Source organism: Mesorhizobium loti (assembly GCF_003148495.1).
GTDB classification, from domain to species: domain Bacteria; phylum Pseudomonadota; class Alphaproteobacteria; order Rhizobiales; family Rhizobiaceae; genus Mesorhizobium; species Mesorhizobium loti.
In genome coordinates, this window is the sequence record NZ_QGGH01000001.1 from 1,331,107 (window position 1) to 1,345,087 (window position 13,981).

Here is a 13,981-nt window from a genome sequence, read left to right on the forward strand (position 1 = left end):
CGGCTCACTTCGGCGGCCTCTGAAAACGCAGATACCACGGCCGTTCGCTGCCCAATCCAACCGCCGGGCGGATGGTCTTGACGGCATCTTCGGGCACGATGAAGGTTTCGCCGACGGTGATGACGTTGCCTTTCTTGGCGCCGGAGAAGATCGCCGAGGTGCAGTTCATCACGCCATCCGGCAGGCTGACGCCGGAGATGAAATCCGGCAGCCAGCGGCGGCCGGTGGCATCGGTCAGCATCAATTTGCAGCCCAGCCACTGCTTTTGCAGATCGGGATCGCCGACCGTGACGGCGAAGGTGGCGATGACGGCGAAGGCGTGCTCGGGCAAGCGGCCGGCCTTGCCGCCGCGCAAATCGGCCAGCCGCCAGTCGCTGCCGCCGAACGGCATGGACTGGCCGAAGTCGATATCCCTGGCGACGAGGTCTTCGCCGTGCAGCCATTCGCGGACGCTGTCATAGCTTATCTCGGCCAGCGTCAGCGGCAGCAGGATGGCGAGTGCGCCAAGACCGCGCCGGCGCCATTTTGTCTCGGCCTGCCGGACGTCGCCGGCTGGTTCGATGTCGGCCGAAACTGCGCTCATGACTTGCCTTGAACGGATGGCACAGCAGCGTCGAGATCGTATTGCGGCAAGATCTCTGCAGGCTGGCCATCGGCGCCGGTCGGCACCGCGTCGAGGCTGATGCGGGCCTGGGCGTCGAGCGGAGCGAACTGGCGCGCAGCGACCAGCAGGCTGGCGCCGCGGATCTGGTCCGGCGGCACTTCGAATACGAACAGGCCGTTTCTTTCCAAACCCGGATCGACGGCATGTGGCGGCATGTCCTGGCGATAGCTGAGCCGCTCCGTCTGGTGGTAGCGCAGGCCGGTCCGGCCTTGCCAGGTGCCGTCGGCGACCGTGGTGGAGGTGCTGGTGGCGGTGAGATTGGTCGTCACTACCGCCCACAGGCCGCTCGTGGTCAGCACCCTGGTCTGGCCGAACTGGTCGGTCTTCAGCGTGCGGGCGAAGACCACTTTGTCGAGGCGGACATCGAAGCTGCGCGCCCGCACCGTGTCGTGCATGGCGCCATCGATCGGGATAGGCGCGGTGAGCTCGGCATAATGCGGCTTCGACACCTGCATGCCGTAGCTGAGCGCCACGGTGGCGGCGAGGATCAGGAGATTGCCGATGGCTCGGATCTTCATGAGCCGGTTCCCAGTGAGTCTGTCGGCAGGTCGGCGATCGGCAAGGTGACGGTGCCGAGCCGGGTGGGATTGAACCAGCCGGGCGTGCCGTAAAGATTGTCGCGCGGCTTGAAGATTTCGGCGGTGATGCCGAAGCTGAGATTTGCCGGTACGATGGCGTCACCGGCAAGTGGCCAGACATAGGCCATGCGCTCGGTCATGCCGGGATGCAGTTCCGGCGTCAGCGTCTGATCGCGGGTCAGCGCGATCATCGGCAGGCCGTCAGGCAAAGCGAGGCCGTCCGGCGCGAAGACATTGAAATAGGCCTTGTCGGATTGCGCAGTGCGGTTGGTCATGTCGGCCTCCAGCACCAGCGCCTTCTGGCCGGGCTTCAGCGGCACGCCATAGACCTTGGCGCGGCTGACATAGGCGCGCACCGACTGGACCCGCCAGCGCCCGGCATCGATGGCGGCATCGGGCGGCAATTGCGGCGGCGCGTGAGCGGGCAGGGCGCCGAAGGCCCCCATCAGGCCGGCGACGAACAGGGCGGCGATGGTTCCGGCGCCGGCCGTTATCCAAGTCTGAAATCTGCTACGGGCAGTCTTGAACATTCCAAACTATGCACGTCGAACGATCAGCCACCCGGGTGCACTCTAGAAAGAAAAAACGGCTGATGGAACCCGCAATTGGCTGGTCCAGCCCTCGCGCCGCTTCCCTTGCCCAGAGCCTGTGGCCATGGCGGCGGAAGTAGCGCGCCACCAGGCGCTGTTGCTTGGCCCTGATCAGGTCGGGCAGGCGCCGCTCCTGACGCCAGCGCGGCATGTTGCGCCAGCAGGCGATGACGCGGGCGGCATCCTCGATGGCTTCCTCAGCCGACAGTGCCGGGCCGATCGCCGCTAGGAACAGCGCCTCCGACTGCTTCAGCTCGTCGATCACCGCCTTGCGCCTGATGTGATCCAGGCGGGCGTGGACGATGCCGTTGCGGCGGATGGCTTCGAAGGCTTCGAGGAGGGCAGGGCTGTCGCCGGTGTAACCGCAGGCGCGGGCGAAATCGGCGGCGTCCATCGTCACTCCCGGGCTTGATGTGGCGGTGGGTTTGAGCCCCGACTCACACTTACGAGTTGATGTAAGCATAACTCAAAGATAGGTAGAAGAAAAACTTTTGGGACTGTTTGGAAACTGCGACTCGACTCCCGGCGCAAAACGCAGGAATATGCGAACAAATCAGGAACAAAAGGCGAGGAGGGGCGATGGCATTGCGGGGCAGGGAACCAGTGATCGCGCACGTCGCCTCGATCTCGGTCGAGTGCGCCGATTGCGGCCGCAACCGTTGGTGGCGGCCCGATCAGCTGAAGCGGTTCGGGGTGACAGGCAACACGCCGCTGGCCGCCTTGTCGGGCCGCATCGTCTGCTCGGCCTGCCGCGCCGAGGGGCTGCCGGGGGCGACTGTCACGATCCAGGCGGCGTTCATAGACGAGCGCCAGCGCGTGCGCAGCGAAGCGCAGATGCTGAGTAAGCGCGAGGTGCCGCTCGAGGGGTCGCGGCGGGCTTGAGGGGGAGAAGGAAAAAGGGCGCTAATACCCCAGCAATTCCTTCAGCGGAATCACCCGCCAGACGTGTTTGATCGCGTAGCGGTTGAAGGTCAGGGTCTTGGGTGGATTGTATTGCTCGACGACCAGCTCGGCGGCGGTGCGCTTGACCAGCTTCTTGATGAAGGCCTTGCCGTTGCGCTCATTTTCTTCCGGGAAGGTCTCGATCACCACATGGTCGCCGGGCACGGCGTCGCGGCCGCCGCAATAGATCAGGTCGCCGGGCTCGTAGCGCGGCACCATGGAATCCGAGAGCACGTGCAGCGCAAAGACCTTCGGCAGGTTGCGCACGCCCGGTGGGCGCTGGACATAGCCTGCCGGCTCGCCGTTGAAGGTGAAATCGCCATCATCGCCGCCGACGGCCGCGCCCAGTACTTCGATATCCATCGACCCGGCGGGTAGCGGACCGGCATCGGTGACGATCTCGGCGTCGGCGACCGGGCCGGCATCGTCGAGGAAGACGACCTGCCCTTGGCCCAGCGCCACCGGGTCGACGCGCAGGAAGGCGGCGGTCTTCAAGAGGTTCTCGGTCTTGGGCAGATTGCGGCCGGTTTCCCAGTTGCCGACAGCGGCGACATCGGTGTCGTTGTGCTCGGCGATGTGGCGCATGACCAGGCCGCGCTGCTTGCGCGCCTTGCGGATCGCCGCTCCGACCTTGATCGACAGTTCCGTTTTTGCCATGGCGCCATGTGAGCGATGAAAGCGGCTCTCGTCCATGAAAGAATGGCTTGCATCTATTTTTGAGTTATGCTTATATATGATCATGCAAAACCTGTCCAGCTTTGAAGGCGCAAGAGCGCCGGCCTCACGCGAGGCGCATCCGGCGGTCGTCACCGCTGCCCATTCCCTTCCGCCCCGGCCGTCCTCCTCCCCGGCCGAGGTGAAGCCCGAGGCTCAGTGCTTCAATGCACCAGCCGCGGGTCCGGTCCGCCCATCCCCGGCGACCGGAACGGCCGGAGCCGCCGCTCCCAGCGGCTCCGGCCCCCAATTCGATCAGCGTGGCGCCGGTCTGTCCGACAGGTCGTGCATCCGTACCGAAGACGGCACCGTCATCCTGTTCGACAGGCCGACGGGCAGGGCGGTTTCCGCCCCCGACAGAAAGACGGCAGAGGCGCGGCTTTCGCGCCTCGCCCAAACCGCCGGGCTGCAAAGCCGGTCCGGCTGAGCCGGCGTCAGCCGGCCCTCGAACCACACACCCTGACTGCGGCCCGGCGGGCCAAACCTGACGCTGCCTGACGGCGCGCGGCCGAAGGCAGAACTTTGGATGGAGCCTGGACATGGCAAGCTATACCGACCCCGAATTGCAGGAGATCGCCCGCTGGCTGAAGGACGGGCTTTCCGCCTCCAGGATCGCCGCCGCATTCAGCGCGCTGCGCGGCAACGCGGTGTCGCGCAACGCCATCATCGGCATCGTGCACCGCAACGCCATGCTGGGCGCGATCGGCTTTGCCAATGGCAAGGGGTTGCCGGCCGGGGCCAAGCGGGCTGCACGCAAGCGCAGGGTGAGCAAGCGGGCGAACGGAACATCGGCGAGCGCCAGGCCGGCCGCCGGCACCATCGACGCTGCGCTCGCTGTCACCGGCATGCGCAAGGCGGCCACCACAAAGCGCGACGCTTCGCCGGCCTGGCTGCCGCCGCGCCTGTTCGTATGCGAGGTGGGCGTGCTGATCGCCGACGGCGAGGCCTATCGTTTCAAGGTCCCGGTGCCGCCGCGCACGCCCGTCGGCCGACAGCCGCATGGCGTGGCGATGCGCTTCATCGACTGCCTGTTTGACCGCTGCCGCGCGCCGCTAGACCTGACGCTGGAAGAGGACCCGGACAACGACGCTCCAGGCAGCCGGCCGGGCGCCGACATGCTGTGCTGCGGCATGCGCACCAGGGCGCTGAAAAGCTATTGCCCCTACCACCAGGCGCGCTTCCAGCGCCGCGTTTTTGTGGCGGGGTAAGGCTGCTCTCCCATTGCTGCCGCCAGCCCCCTCATCCGGCCGCTTCCCGGCCACCTTCTCCCCGTGGGGGAGAAGAGGGAGGCGCCGGCGCTGCAAGTCTCCTCTCCCCTCGGGGAGAGGTCAGCCGAGCGAAGCGGAGGCTGGGTGAGGGGGCTGCCTCGCCGTCACTACCAGGGGTGGAGGATCTGAGATGAATCAAGCCAAAAACAAAACCACCAAAACCCTATTTCGGCGCCTGCCGGCCCTGCTTGGGCGTGCGGCTCTGCACGCTCCTTGCATCCATCGTCATGGCCGGGCTGCCTTCGTCGACCAATATGTCGGCCACCCGGGCAAAGCCGGTGAACACTTTCATGGCATCGGCTTCGGAAATCTGCGCGGCGATTGCCGCGCTGCAGGCGTTGAGGGCGCTGCGGTAGACATGGCCGCGCCGCTCAAGCGGCCAGCGTTGCAGGAAGTCGGCAGCTTCGCTGACGCTGTCGATCTCTTCAATCTGCTCGTCCATCCGCACCTTGAGCGGCACTCCGGTCTTCATCGTACCCACGGCGTTCACCTTCGCTTTGCGCGCGGCTCTACCTACCGCTTTCATAAACGCGCCGCGCCGGCGGGCGGTTGCATCAATTTTTCGGCCGGCGCGCGCCTGTCACCAACCGGCCACGGCATCCAGCCAGTCATGGGCGCGGCTTTTCGGCTTCGCCACAACTATGTTCTGTTGCCTGGCCGCCTTGGTGAGAGCCTCGAAGGCGATGCGCTGGCAGCAGGTGCCGTCGACGGCGAGCGTGACCAGCCGGGCCGCCTCGACATAGCCAGGTGCTGTCTTGTCGGGCCATTGCTGGCTCAGCGCCCTGGCGGCCTCGGCCACCGAGCTGACCAGCATGGTTGTGTTGTCGCAAAAGCGCAGGGTAACCGGCATGAAGGCTGTCATCGGCATCTCTCCCGTGTCCGTGGACGCCGCATAACGTCGAAAATTCGCGCTGGTTCCATTAGCCCTGATGCGGGCAAGCTCCCGCGTGTGCTGCCATGAGCGAACGGCCCTTCATGCAGCTTTACGTCTCCGATTTCGTCGGCGACACGCTGCAGCTCTCCACCGAGCAGATCGGCGCCTACATGCTGTTGTTGATGGCGATGTGGAACGCCGGCGGCAGCTTGCCCGACGACGACGCCAGGTTGGCGCGGGTGGCGCGCCTGTCGCTGAAAAAGTGGCGTGCGCTGAGTCCCGACCTGTTGACCTTCTTCGAGCGCGCGGGCGGCGAGATCGGCCACAAGCGGCTGACGAAAGAGCTGCGCAAAGCCCAGGTCAAAAGCCAAGCGAGGGCCGCCGCCGGGGCACGCGGTGGCGCCGCCACCGCTTTGAAAACAAAGACGCATGCAGCGGCAAATGCCGGTGGATTGCCGCGGCATCTCCCAGACTCCAGAAACCAGATGGAAAAAGCTGCCGCTTTTTCCCCGGACAACGCGAAGCGTTTGTCCTCCGAAAATGCGCAGCATTTTTCGCTGGGCAATGCGAAGCCTGCGGATTTCTCCCCGGCAGGCAAAAACAAAACGGCTCCCGTTTTTTCGGGAAGAAAGCCCGGCTGGCATCAGCCGAAAACCCACACCGACGCCGCCAACGCCATCATTGAGGAGATACGCAGACATGACCGCAGCCGAATTGCAGCAGGCGACCAAGGCGTTGGCCGCGATGTTCTCATGCTTCCCGCAATCCGCGCTGACTGACGTCGACATGCAGATGCGCGGCTATCTCAGCGCCGTGCAGGATGCCGAGCTGACCGACGTGCAGAGCGCCATCCAGCGCTTCATGCGCGGCGAGGTGAAAACCGGCAACGCCCAGTTCTGCCCCTCCAGCGCGCAACTCTGCATCGAACTGCGCGAACGCCGCGCGATACGAGAGCTGCTGGCGCGACGGGCGGCGGGCACGCTGGGGCCTGCTGCCAACAAGAGGAGCTAGACCCCCTCATCCGACCGCTTCGCGGCCACTTTTGCCGGGGCGAGTCACCTGCCTCGCCCATCCTTCGGACCCCCGGTGGGGAGAAGAGGAAGGCGCCGGCGCTGCAAGTCTCGTCTTCCCTCGGGGAGACGGTGGCCGAGCGAAGCGGAGGCCGGGTGAGGGGGAAGTTACACGGCCAGTTATCAGCCAACGCCCGACCCAACACCCAAACCAGGAGCCATCCATGCCCAGGAAAACCAAATCCGCCAAACCACAGGCGCCGAAACTGCCCAAGGGCGAGGCCGAGCAGGTACGCATCCGGCGCGAGGTCGGCCATGATTTCGCGCTCAGGGACGACGCCTTCGGCCGCAAGCGGCTGGCCGCCGGCACTTCTGAGGCAAGCCGCGTCTACGAAGTGTCGAATGACGGCTTCGCCTCCACAGGCGGCATCGTGCGGGTGCGCACGATCGATCCGCTTCTCGGCATCACCTCGCTGTCGCGCCAGCAGCGCGAAGCCGGCCTGCGCTACCGCGGGGATTTCCGCTGCAGCCAGCAGGCTGATGTCAAGCCGATGCGCTGGACCGAGCGCATCGACGGCGGCCGCCACGGCGGCGGCATCGCCGACAGCGTGCTGGACGCCGGCCGCGCGCACGCCGCCGCCACCAAGGCGCTAGGCCATTGGGAGGTGGCCGCCGTGGTGCGACAAGTCTGCTGCGCGGAAGGCTCGATCAAGGGCGTGGCGGAACAGACCGGAGAGGGTCGCGAGGTGGTGACGAAGCTGCTGAAGGTCGGGCTGGATCTGCTGGCGGTACATTATGGGATGATGATGGGGCGGCGGTGAGGGGCGCAATGATCCGACCAGCGATGCCGGCCGGATCATGATTTCATACGATCAGGTTACCGGCAGACGCGGATTTCCTCAGTGATCCTGTGGTGGTAGCGCCAGTGCGTGACCAGTTCCACGTGGCAACGGTGGTGCCGGTGGAAATAACGCGGCCTGTAGCCGTTGTCGTAGGCGTCGTAGGGGCTATAGACGTAGCGGCCGCCATAATCCCCATAACCATCGTAATAGTCGTTACCGTAGTAGTCGTTATAGCCGCCGATGCCGATAAAGACATGACTGCGGGCATCCGCGGGGGCGATCATCGCCGCCGCCGAAGCAATGGCGATAACCGAAACAAGCAGGAGCTTCTTCATAGCTACCTCCTTTTCAAGGTTGACCTAATATAACCCCTAAGATGCGGCCTCGTTCCACAGATTCGTAAGACAAAGGATGCGGATACCGGCGCGCGAGAGTCCTGGGCCGCGCAATGGGGTGGCTGGCGTGGTGCGACAAGTCTGCTGCGCCGCTTCTCACCCCTAAAACAGCGCCCGCTCCAACGGCCCTTCCAGCGTCTCCGCAAACGCCGTCGCCAGATGGTGCCTGTCGCGGAAAGCTAGCTTGCCGCCGATGACGACGTGGCAGGCTGTTGGGCCACAGAAGTGGTTGGTGAGGTCGACATAGCGCGTGTCGGGCACGCTTGCCACGACCGCGCGCTCGGCGGCGGCGGTGCTGTCGTTGGCGGCGTCCGTCCTTGGTGTGTCGCAGTGCGGCGAGGGTGCTTCGCGCCACCACAGCGCGCGCGCCACGCAGGAGTCGGCGAAGCTGTCGTTGATCGGTGTGTCGCGAATCACGGCCGTCTCGACACCGGCCCGACTGAAGGCCTGCAAGGTCGAGCGCAGGCCTGCCTGCCAGCGCGCGGTCTCGGCTCTGCGGCCGGCGGTGGGCATATCGCGCGTCAGGTTGCCGATGGAGAATTCCGAGATCACCACCAGGCGCGGCTTGGCGCGGATGATGTCTGCTATCGCTTGCTCGCGCCAGGCGTCGCATTCGGTGTAGTCGCGCTTCAGCACCGTGTTGAAGGTGGAGAGCCGCGAGGCGCGGCATGATGATTTGAGGTAGGTGACCACCTTGGTGTCGTTGCGTTTCGCCGCTTCGATCAGCGGCGTCGACCAGTGGTCGGCATGCGAATCGCCGAACAGCACGACGGTATGGGCGGCGTCCGCGGCGCCGAACACGCAGGGTTTTGGCGTCACCGTGTGGAAGTCGAGCAGGCAGCTCTTGTCGACGGCACGCGCGATGGAGGGTTTTTCGGCGGCTTGTTCGATGCCGCGCTGCTCGGGGCCGATGTTGCGCTGGGCCAGATGCGCATTGGCATAGGCGACCGCTACGCCGGCACCGGTCAGCGCCAGCGCTGGAATCAGAGCAATTGCAGGAAAAGTGGGAAGCGGTTTTGCGCCCGCAATTGCGCTGGGAAAGGCGCGGGCGCCCGCCGTCAGCCAGGCGCCGCGCCGCGCCGGGTTCTCGATCAGATGATAGGTGAGCACCGACAGCGCCAGCGCCAGCACACCGCAGCCAAGGCGCTGCGGGACGGAGAGATCCGGCGCCAGCATCCCGGCATAGACGATGACCGGCCAGTGCCAGAGATAGAGCGAATAGGAGAGCGTGCCGATCCATTGCAAAGGCGGCAGTGACAGGGCGGCGGCCGGGCCAAGGGCTGGCCTGCCGGTCCGCCCATTGGTCTGCTCCGCGCCGGCACCGCTCAACAGCACCAGCACCGTGCCGGCCACCGGCAGCAGCGCGTACCAGCCGGGGAAGGGCAGGTCTTCGCTCAAGCAGAGATAGGCCGCCGCGATCAGCGCCAGGCCGAGCCAGCCAAGGGCGGGCCGCAGCCAGGCGCGGTGTTGCTGGAAAGCTGCCGGCACCAGTGTCGCCAGGCCGCCGGCGGCGAACTCCCAGGCGCGCAGCGGCGAGAAATAGAAGGCCCAGGCCGGCGCGACGGTGGTCAGCCAGAGGCAGGCGGCGAAGGAGGCGAGGCCGGCCACGCCGATCACGGCCACGACCGTGCGTCGGCCCGGCCGCAGCCAGGCGGCCAGCAGAAGCAGCGCCGGCCAGGCCAGATAGAACTGCTCCTCCACGGACAGCGACCAGAAGTGGATGAAGGGATTGCTGGTGGCGTCGGCGGCGAAATAGTCGAACGACCAGCGCAGCAGCCACAGATTGATGGCGTAGGCGGAAGCGAACATGGCGCCACGCGAATAGAGCGCCTGCTCCTGCGGCGCCAGGATGAAGTAGCCGGCGGCCAGCGTGACCAGGATGACGAACAAGGCTGCCGGCAAAAGCCGCCGGGCGCGCCTGGCATAGAAGCGCCAGAGGTCGAGCCGGCCGGTCTCGGTGATTTCCTGCATGAGGTGGGTTGTGATCAGCCAGCCGGAGATGACGAAGAAGATGTCGACGCCGGCAAAGCCGCCGGGGAGCGCGGTGAGGCCGAAATGATAGGCGACGACGCCGCCGACGGCGAGCGCGCGCAATCCTTGTATGTCCGGCCGGAACGATGCTGCCACGGAGACTCCTTCGTGTAAGCCCGAACCCGTCGCCAGTGTCGGCGGGGCAGGCTGATATCGCAACGCAACAAATCTATCGCAGTGCAACATGACCAGAATGGGACGACGGTGCAGGGAGTGGGAGACGGTCCAGGTCTGGCGACGCTCACCAAAACGTTCTTGGTCGCAGCTTGACAGGGCGGGCACGGCTGATGCCTCTTGGCGTTGTCATTCGGGCCATGGGGACATCGATGAAGAAGATTTATGAGAAGCCGACGCTCGACAAGCGCGGGAAGCTGTCCGCCGTGACAGCGGGTCCACCCAGTTCCGGGAGATAACAAATATCCTTCGACCTTTGGCTGCTTTCTGTGTGCCATCCCGGTGTTTTTAGCTTTGGCTTGACAACATCTTGCCGCGGGCGCCCTTTAAAGCGCTCGCTTGGGGGCAGAGGATATCCCGTGAAAAAGACCTACGAAAAGCCGGTGCTGGTAAAGCGCCAGAAGCTCTCAAATGTCGTGGCGAGCGCGGTCTCAGTGACGGACTGACAGGTCCCGCTCGACGATCAGGGTTTGAAGCCGACAGGCTGCGGGCTTGCCCGTTTCGAGGCCCGGACGCAAAACAGCCCCGCAAAGGGGCTGTTTTTCTCGTCGGTTCAGTGGATTGCTACTTGCTGCCGCCGTTCGCTTTCACGCTGCTGCAGAATTCCGGATGGCTGTTGGCCGCAGTGGCGTCCTTCGACTCGTCCTCGCAGGCCTTCATCATCGCGGTCTGGTCGTCCGGCGTTAGGGCCTTCCAGGCCTTCACGAAGTCGTCGTTGCTGACCATCGTCTTCATGCTGGAGTCGGTGTAGAAGGGCTGCATCTTGGCCGGATCGTCGAGAGCCGACGTTTTGGCAAACGCCGCGCCGCCGACCATCGAAAGCGCCATGGCGCCCAAGCAGATCATCTTGATGTTCATGGTACAATCCTCCTGTTGCTTTGAGATCGTCGAGCAACGATCGTCTGGAAAAACGACAGGTTTGGATGAAAGTTCCAGGAAGCAGGCCAATCCCGGGTAAAATATAGTCGAAAAAAGCTTGAAACTTTTTCGGATTTTGCTCGTTTCGGCCAAAGTGGGATTCCATGACCGGAATCATTTGCCGCGCGATCAAGATTGTGGGCTGCCTTGCTGTGCCGCGATGCGCATAGGGCCACTGTATTTGCCGCTCTGGTCGACTCCAGACAATCAACCGGCATGTCAGGCAGGAAACAGGAACGCCGCTGTCGGATCGAAAAAGACCTGCCGGCTGCAGGGCGTCAGGTCCTGCAACTGCATGGCGGCGGAGGTCGGCCTGATGTCGACCCCCTCGCCGCCGGCGGTGCGCGCGACGATGCGCCGGCGCTCGCCGTAGAAGGCGACATCGACGATCTCGACGTTGAGTTCCGCGCTCGCCGGGCGCCTCACCATGCCAAACGCTTCCGGCCTGATCATCAGCCTGGTCTTCTGGCCTTTGCCGAACGTGCCGTTGGCCCTGACGCCGGAGACGACCGAACCGTCGGCCAGCCGGATTGTTGCCGTGCCATCCTTGGTGTCAAGATGTTCTGCGGCGAGGAAATTCGAATTGCCGATGAAGCCGGCGACGAAATCGGTGGCTGGCCGCAGATACAGGTCCTCGCCGCTGCCGGTCTGCTCGATGCGGCCGTCCCGGAACAGTGCGATCCGGTCCGACAGATGCAGCGCCTCTTCCTGGTCGTGGGTGACGTAGAGGATGGTGACGCCGGTCTCGCGATGGATGCGGCGGATCTCGCCCTGGATCTCTTCGCGCAATTTCTTGTCGAGCGCCGACAAGGGTTCGTCCATCAACAGGATAGGCGGATCGTAGGCCAGCGCACGGGCGAGCGCGACGCGCTGCTGCTGGCCACCCGACAGGGCGCCCGGCAAGCGCTGGGCGAAGCTTTCGAGCCGCACCAGGGCCAGCATGTCGGCGACCTTCTTCTTCACCTCGGCCTCCGGCCGGCGGCGAACCCGCAGCGGAAAGGCGACGTTCTCGGCCACCGTCAGATGCGGAAACAGCGTGTAGCGCTGGAACACCATGCCGATGTTGCGCCTGTGCGAAGGCACGGCAAGCAGCGATCTTCCTTCCAGCTCGACATCGCCGGAACTCGGATCCTGGAAGCCGGCGATGGCGTAGAGCGTCGTCGACTTTCCCGAGCCTGAAGGCCCGAGGAAGGTCAGGAACTCGCCTTTGGGTATATCGAGGGTGACGTCGTGCACGGCGGTGATGGCGCCGAACGCCTTGCGCAGATTGCGGATGGAGAGGAAGGGCTGGGTCATGTCTTGACCTTTCGCTGCAGCAGTGCCGTCACCACCATCAGGGCCAGCGTCAGCCCGACCAGCAGGCTGGAGGCGGCGGCGATCACCGGGCTCAGATCCGAGCGCAGACTGCCCCATATCTTGACGGGCAGGGTTTGCAGGCTGGGGCTCGCCATGAAGATCGCCACCACGACTTCGTCCCAGGAGGCGAGGAAGGAAAAGATCGCGGCGGAAAAGATGCCGATGCGGATCGATGGCAAGGTGATCCTGAGCCTGGCCTCGAGCGGGCTTGCGCCGCAGACGATGGCCGCGTCCTCGATCGACTTGTCGAAGCCTTCCAGTGCGGTGGCGATCGGGATGATGGCGAAGGGCAGGGCCAGCACGGTGTGGGCGATGACGAAGCCGATCGTGGTGCCGCCGAGGCCGAGGCGCAGGAAGAAGGCGTAGATGGCGATGGCGAAGACGACGACGGGCAGCACCATCGGCGTCAGCAGCAGGCCGCGCAGGATCTCACGCCCGGCAAACTGTCCGCGAACCAAAGCGAAGGAAGCGAGAAGGCCGATCACCACGGACAGGATCGCCGTCATGGTGGCGATCCTGGCGCTGGTCAGCGCAGCGTCGAGCCAGGCCGGATCGGCAAACAGCTCGTGGTACCATTTCAGCGTCCAGCCGGGCGGCGGAAAGGCCAGCCAACGCGACGAGCCGAAGGAGAGCAGGACGATGAAGACGACAGGCAGCAGGAGAAAGCCGGCAACCAGAGCGGTGAAGCCGAGCAGGGCAATTTTCAGCCAGCCCATACGGTCATAGTCGAGCAGCATCTCAGGCGCCTCCGCTGATGCGCCTGGCCCCGACAAGGCGCAGCTGCAGCGCGTAGAGCGCCATGGTGACGACAAGCAGGATGAAGGCTGCGGCGCTGCCCAGCCCCCAGTTGAGCAGCGACTGGATCATCTGCGCGATCATTTCGGCCAGCATCATGTTCGAGGTGCCGCCGAGCAGTGCCGGGGTGACGAAGTAGCCGAGCGACATGACGAAGACCATCAGGCCGCCGGCGGCGACACCGGGCAGCGACAGCGGCAGCAGGATGCGGCGGAATGCCTGGAAGGGGCTGGCGCCACACAGTGCCGCGGCACGCAGCGTCATCGGGTCGATCGCCCGCAACGTACCGACCAATGGCAGGATCATGAAGGGCAGCATGATGTAGACCATGCCGATGGTGACGCCGGTGAGATTGTTGATGAGCGGCAGCGGCTGGTCGATGATTCCAGCGGCCATCAGCGTCCGGTTGATGACGCCGGTGCGCTGCAGCAGCACCATCCAGGCATAGGTGCGGGTCAGCAGGTTCGTCCACATCGACAGGATGATGACGCCGAAGACGATCGAGGCGAGTGCGGAGGGCATGATCGCCAGCATCCAGGCGACCGGAAAGGCGACGAGGACGGTGACGATAGTGACCACCGACGCGACCAGAAAGGTGTTGAAGAACACCCGCGCATAGGTGCCGTCGCCAAGCAGGGCGGCGTAGTTCTGCAGGCCGGGTTCGGGCTCGGTGACACTGCGCAAGAGCAAGGCCAGGACCGGAACGACGAAGAACAGCACGATCAGGACCAGCGCCGGCAGCAGGCCGTTGAGGCCTGCCGGCATGCGGAATGTTGGTAGGCTCTGAGGTGTTTCGACCGACATGGCGGCGACCCGGGCTACGGGACGAG

At 64.9% G+C, this 13,981-nt stretch carries 19 protein-coding genes; 6 read left to right on the forward strand and 13 right to left on the reverse strand.

The window, feature by feature from the left end; translation table 11 throughout:
* Positions 1 to 4: 4 nt before the first annotated feature.
* Genes C8D77_RS06750 through C8D77_RS06765 form a run of 4 tightly spaced genes read right to left on the reverse strand, consistent with a single transcriptional unit; the run spans position 5 to position 2,226 of the window.
* Complete coding sequence (locus C8D77_RS06750) at positions 5 to 583, reverse strand: hypothetical protein (protein WP_109660441.1); 579 nt, start codon at positions 581 to 583, stop codon at positions 5 to 7.
* Positions 580 to 1,182: a hypothetical protein gene (locus C8D77_RS06755; RefSeq protein WP_109660443.1), complete on the reverse strand. Its 603-nt coding sequence runs from the start codon at positions 1,180 to 1,182 to the stop codon at positions 580 to 582. Before C8D77_RS06755 ends, C8D77_RS06750 begins: the two co-directional genes overlap by 4 nt.
* Entirely contained in the window at positions 1,179 to 1,772 is a 594-nt protein-coding gene (locus C8D77_RS06760; RefSeq protein WP_109660445.1) for a hypothetical protein, read from the reverse strand. The genes C8D77_RS06755 and C8D77_RS06760 overlap by 4 nt, the downstream gene beginning before the upstream one ends.
* Complete coding sequence (locus C8D77_RS06765; RefSeq protein ID WP_245951652.1) at positions 1,753 to 2,226, reverse strand: hypothetical protein; 474 nt, start codon at positions 2,224 to 2,226, stop codon at positions 1,753 to 1,755. The genes C8D77_RS06760 and C8D77_RS06765 overlap by 20 nt, the downstream gene beginning before the upstream one ends.
* Positions 2,227 to 2,411: 185 nt before the next feature.
* On the opposite strand from C8D77_RS06765, the gene C8D77_RS06770 reads away from it, so the two are divergent.
* On the forward strand, positions 2,412 to 2,714 hold the full coding sequence (locus tag C8D77_RS06770; protein ID WP_109660447.1) for a hypothetical protein: 303 nt from the start codon (positions 2,412 to 2,414) through the stop codon (positions 2,712 to 2,714).
* 21 nt (positions 2,715 to 2,735) lie between these two features.
* Here C8D77_RS06770 and C8D77_RS06775 read toward each other — a convergent pair whose 3' ends face one another.
* On the reverse strand, positions 2,736 to 3,431 hold the full coding sequence (locus C8D77_RS06775) for an XRE family transcriptional regulator (protein ID WP_164548893.1): 696 nt from the start codon (positions 3,429 to 3,431) through the stop codon (positions 2,736 to 2,738).
* Between the two features lie 76 nt (positions 3,432 to 3,507).
* On the opposite strand from C8D77_RS06775, the gene C8D77_RS06780 reads away from it, so the two are divergent.
* Both C8D77_RS06780 and C8D77_RS06785 read left to right on the forward strand, forming a co-directional pair.
* Positions 3,508 to 3,915 carry a hypothetical protein gene (locus C8D77_RS06780; RefSeq protein ID WP_245951654.1) on the forward strand — a complete coding sequence of 136 codons (408 nt, stop codon included), beginning with the start codon at positions 3,508 to 3,510 and terminating at the stop codon, positions 3,913 to 3,915.
* A gap of 112 nt (positions 3,916 to 4,027) precedes the next feature.
* The gene (locus tag C8D77_RS06785) at positions 4,028 to 4,696 is read left to right on the forward strand and encodes a GcrA family cell cycle regulator (RefSeq protein WP_109660451.1); all 669 of its coding nucleotides are present in this window, start codon (positions 4,028 to 4,030) and stop codon (positions 4,694 to 4,696) included.
* A 223-nt stretch (positions 4,697 to 4,919) separates the two neighbouring features.
* Here the strand turns inward: C8D77_RS06785 and C8D77_RS06790 are convergent, their stop codons facing one another.
* Together C8D77_RS06790 and C8D77_RS06795 are read right to left on the reverse strand one after the other, a co-directional pair.
* Positions 4,920 to 5,228 carry a DUF982 domain-containing protein gene (locus tag C8D77_RS06790; protein ID WP_164548892.1) on the reverse strand — a complete coding sequence of 103 codons (309 nt, stop codon included), beginning with the start codon at positions 5,226 to 5,228 and terminating at the stop codon, positions 4,920 to 4,922.
* A gap of 108 nt (positions 5,229 to 5,336) precedes the next feature.
* Positions 5,337 to 5,618 carry a DUF982 domain-containing protein gene (locus C8D77_RS06795; RefSeq protein ID WP_109661370.1) on the reverse strand — a complete coding sequence of 94 codons (282 nt, stop codon included), beginning with the start codon at positions 5,616 to 5,618 and terminating at the stop codon, positions 5,337 to 5,339.
* A gap of 95 nt (positions 5,619 to 5,713) precedes the next feature.
* Here C8D77_RS06795 and C8D77_RS06800 point away from each other — a divergent pair, with 95 nt between their 5' ends.
* The 3 genes from C8D77_RS06800 (at position 5,714) to C8D77_RS06810 (ending at position 7,461) form a co-directional block, all read left to right on the forward strand.
* Positions 5,714 to 6,409, forward strand: a complete 696-nt coding sequence (locus C8D77_RS06800; protein ID WP_109660455.1) for a YdaU family protein — start codon at positions 5,714 to 5,716, stop codon at positions 6,407 to 6,409.
* Positions 6,330 to 6,641, forward strand: a complete 312-nt coding sequence (locus C8D77_RS06805; RefSeq protein ID WP_146211767.1) for a hypothetical protein — start codon at positions 6,330 to 6,332, stop codon at positions 6,639 to 6,641. Before C8D77_RS06800 ends, C8D77_RS06805 begins: the two co-directional genes overlap by 80 nt.
* A gap of 223 nt (positions 6,642 to 6,864) precedes the next feature.
* Entirely contained in the window at positions 6,865 to 7,461 is a 597-nt protein-coding gene (locus C8D77_RS06810) for a DUF6456 domain-containing protein (RefSeq protein ID WP_109660459.1), read from the forward strand.
* A gap of 56 nt (positions 7,462 to 7,517) precedes the next feature.
* Here C8D77_RS06810 and C8D77_RS06815 read toward each other — a convergent pair whose 3' ends face one another.
* From C8D77_RS06815 to C8D77_RS06845, 6 genes are all read right to left on the reverse strand, one after another.
* Entirely contained in the window at positions 7,518 to 7,817 is a 300-nt protein-coding gene (locus C8D77_RS06815; RefSeq protein WP_109660461.1) for a hypothetical protein, read from the reverse strand.
* A 162-nt stretch (positions 7,818 to 7,979) separates the two neighbouring features.
* Entirely contained in the window at positions 7,980 to 10,004 is a 2,025-nt protein-coding gene (locus C8D77_RS06820) for an acyltransferase family protein (RefSeq protein ID WP_109660464.1), read from the reverse strand.
* A 642-nt stretch (positions 10,005 to 10,646) separates the two neighbouring features.
* The gene (locus tag C8D77_RS06830; protein WP_109660466.1) at positions 10,647 to 10,940 is read right to left on the reverse strand and encodes a hypothetical protein; all 294 of its coding nucleotides are present in this window, start codon (positions 10,938 to 10,940) and stop codon (positions 10,647 to 10,649) included.
* A 279-nt stretch (positions 10,941 to 11,219) separates the two neighbouring features.
* The gene (locus C8D77_RS06835) at positions 11,220 to 12,296 is read right to left on the reverse strand and encodes an ABC transporter ATP-binding protein (RefSeq protein ID WP_109660469.1); all 1,077 of its coding nucleotides are present in this window, start codon (positions 12,294 to 12,296) and stop codon (positions 11,220 to 11,222) included.
* Positions 12,293 to 13,093, reverse strand: coding sequence for an ABC transporter permease (locus C8D77_RS06840; RefSeq protein ID WP_109660471.1), 801 nt, complete (start codon positions 13,091 to 13,093; stop codon positions 12,293 to 12,295). Before C8D77_RS06840 ends, C8D77_RS06835 begins: the two co-directional genes overlap by 4 nt.
* Before the next feature lies 1 nt (position 13,094).
* The gene (locus C8D77_RS06845) at positions 13,095 to 13,955 is read right to left on the reverse strand and encodes an ABC transporter permease (protein WP_109660473.1); all 861 of its coding nucleotides are present in this window, start codon (positions 13,953 to 13,955) and stop codon (positions 13,095 to 13,097) included.
* Positions 13,956 to 13,981 lie beyond the last annotated feature (26 nt).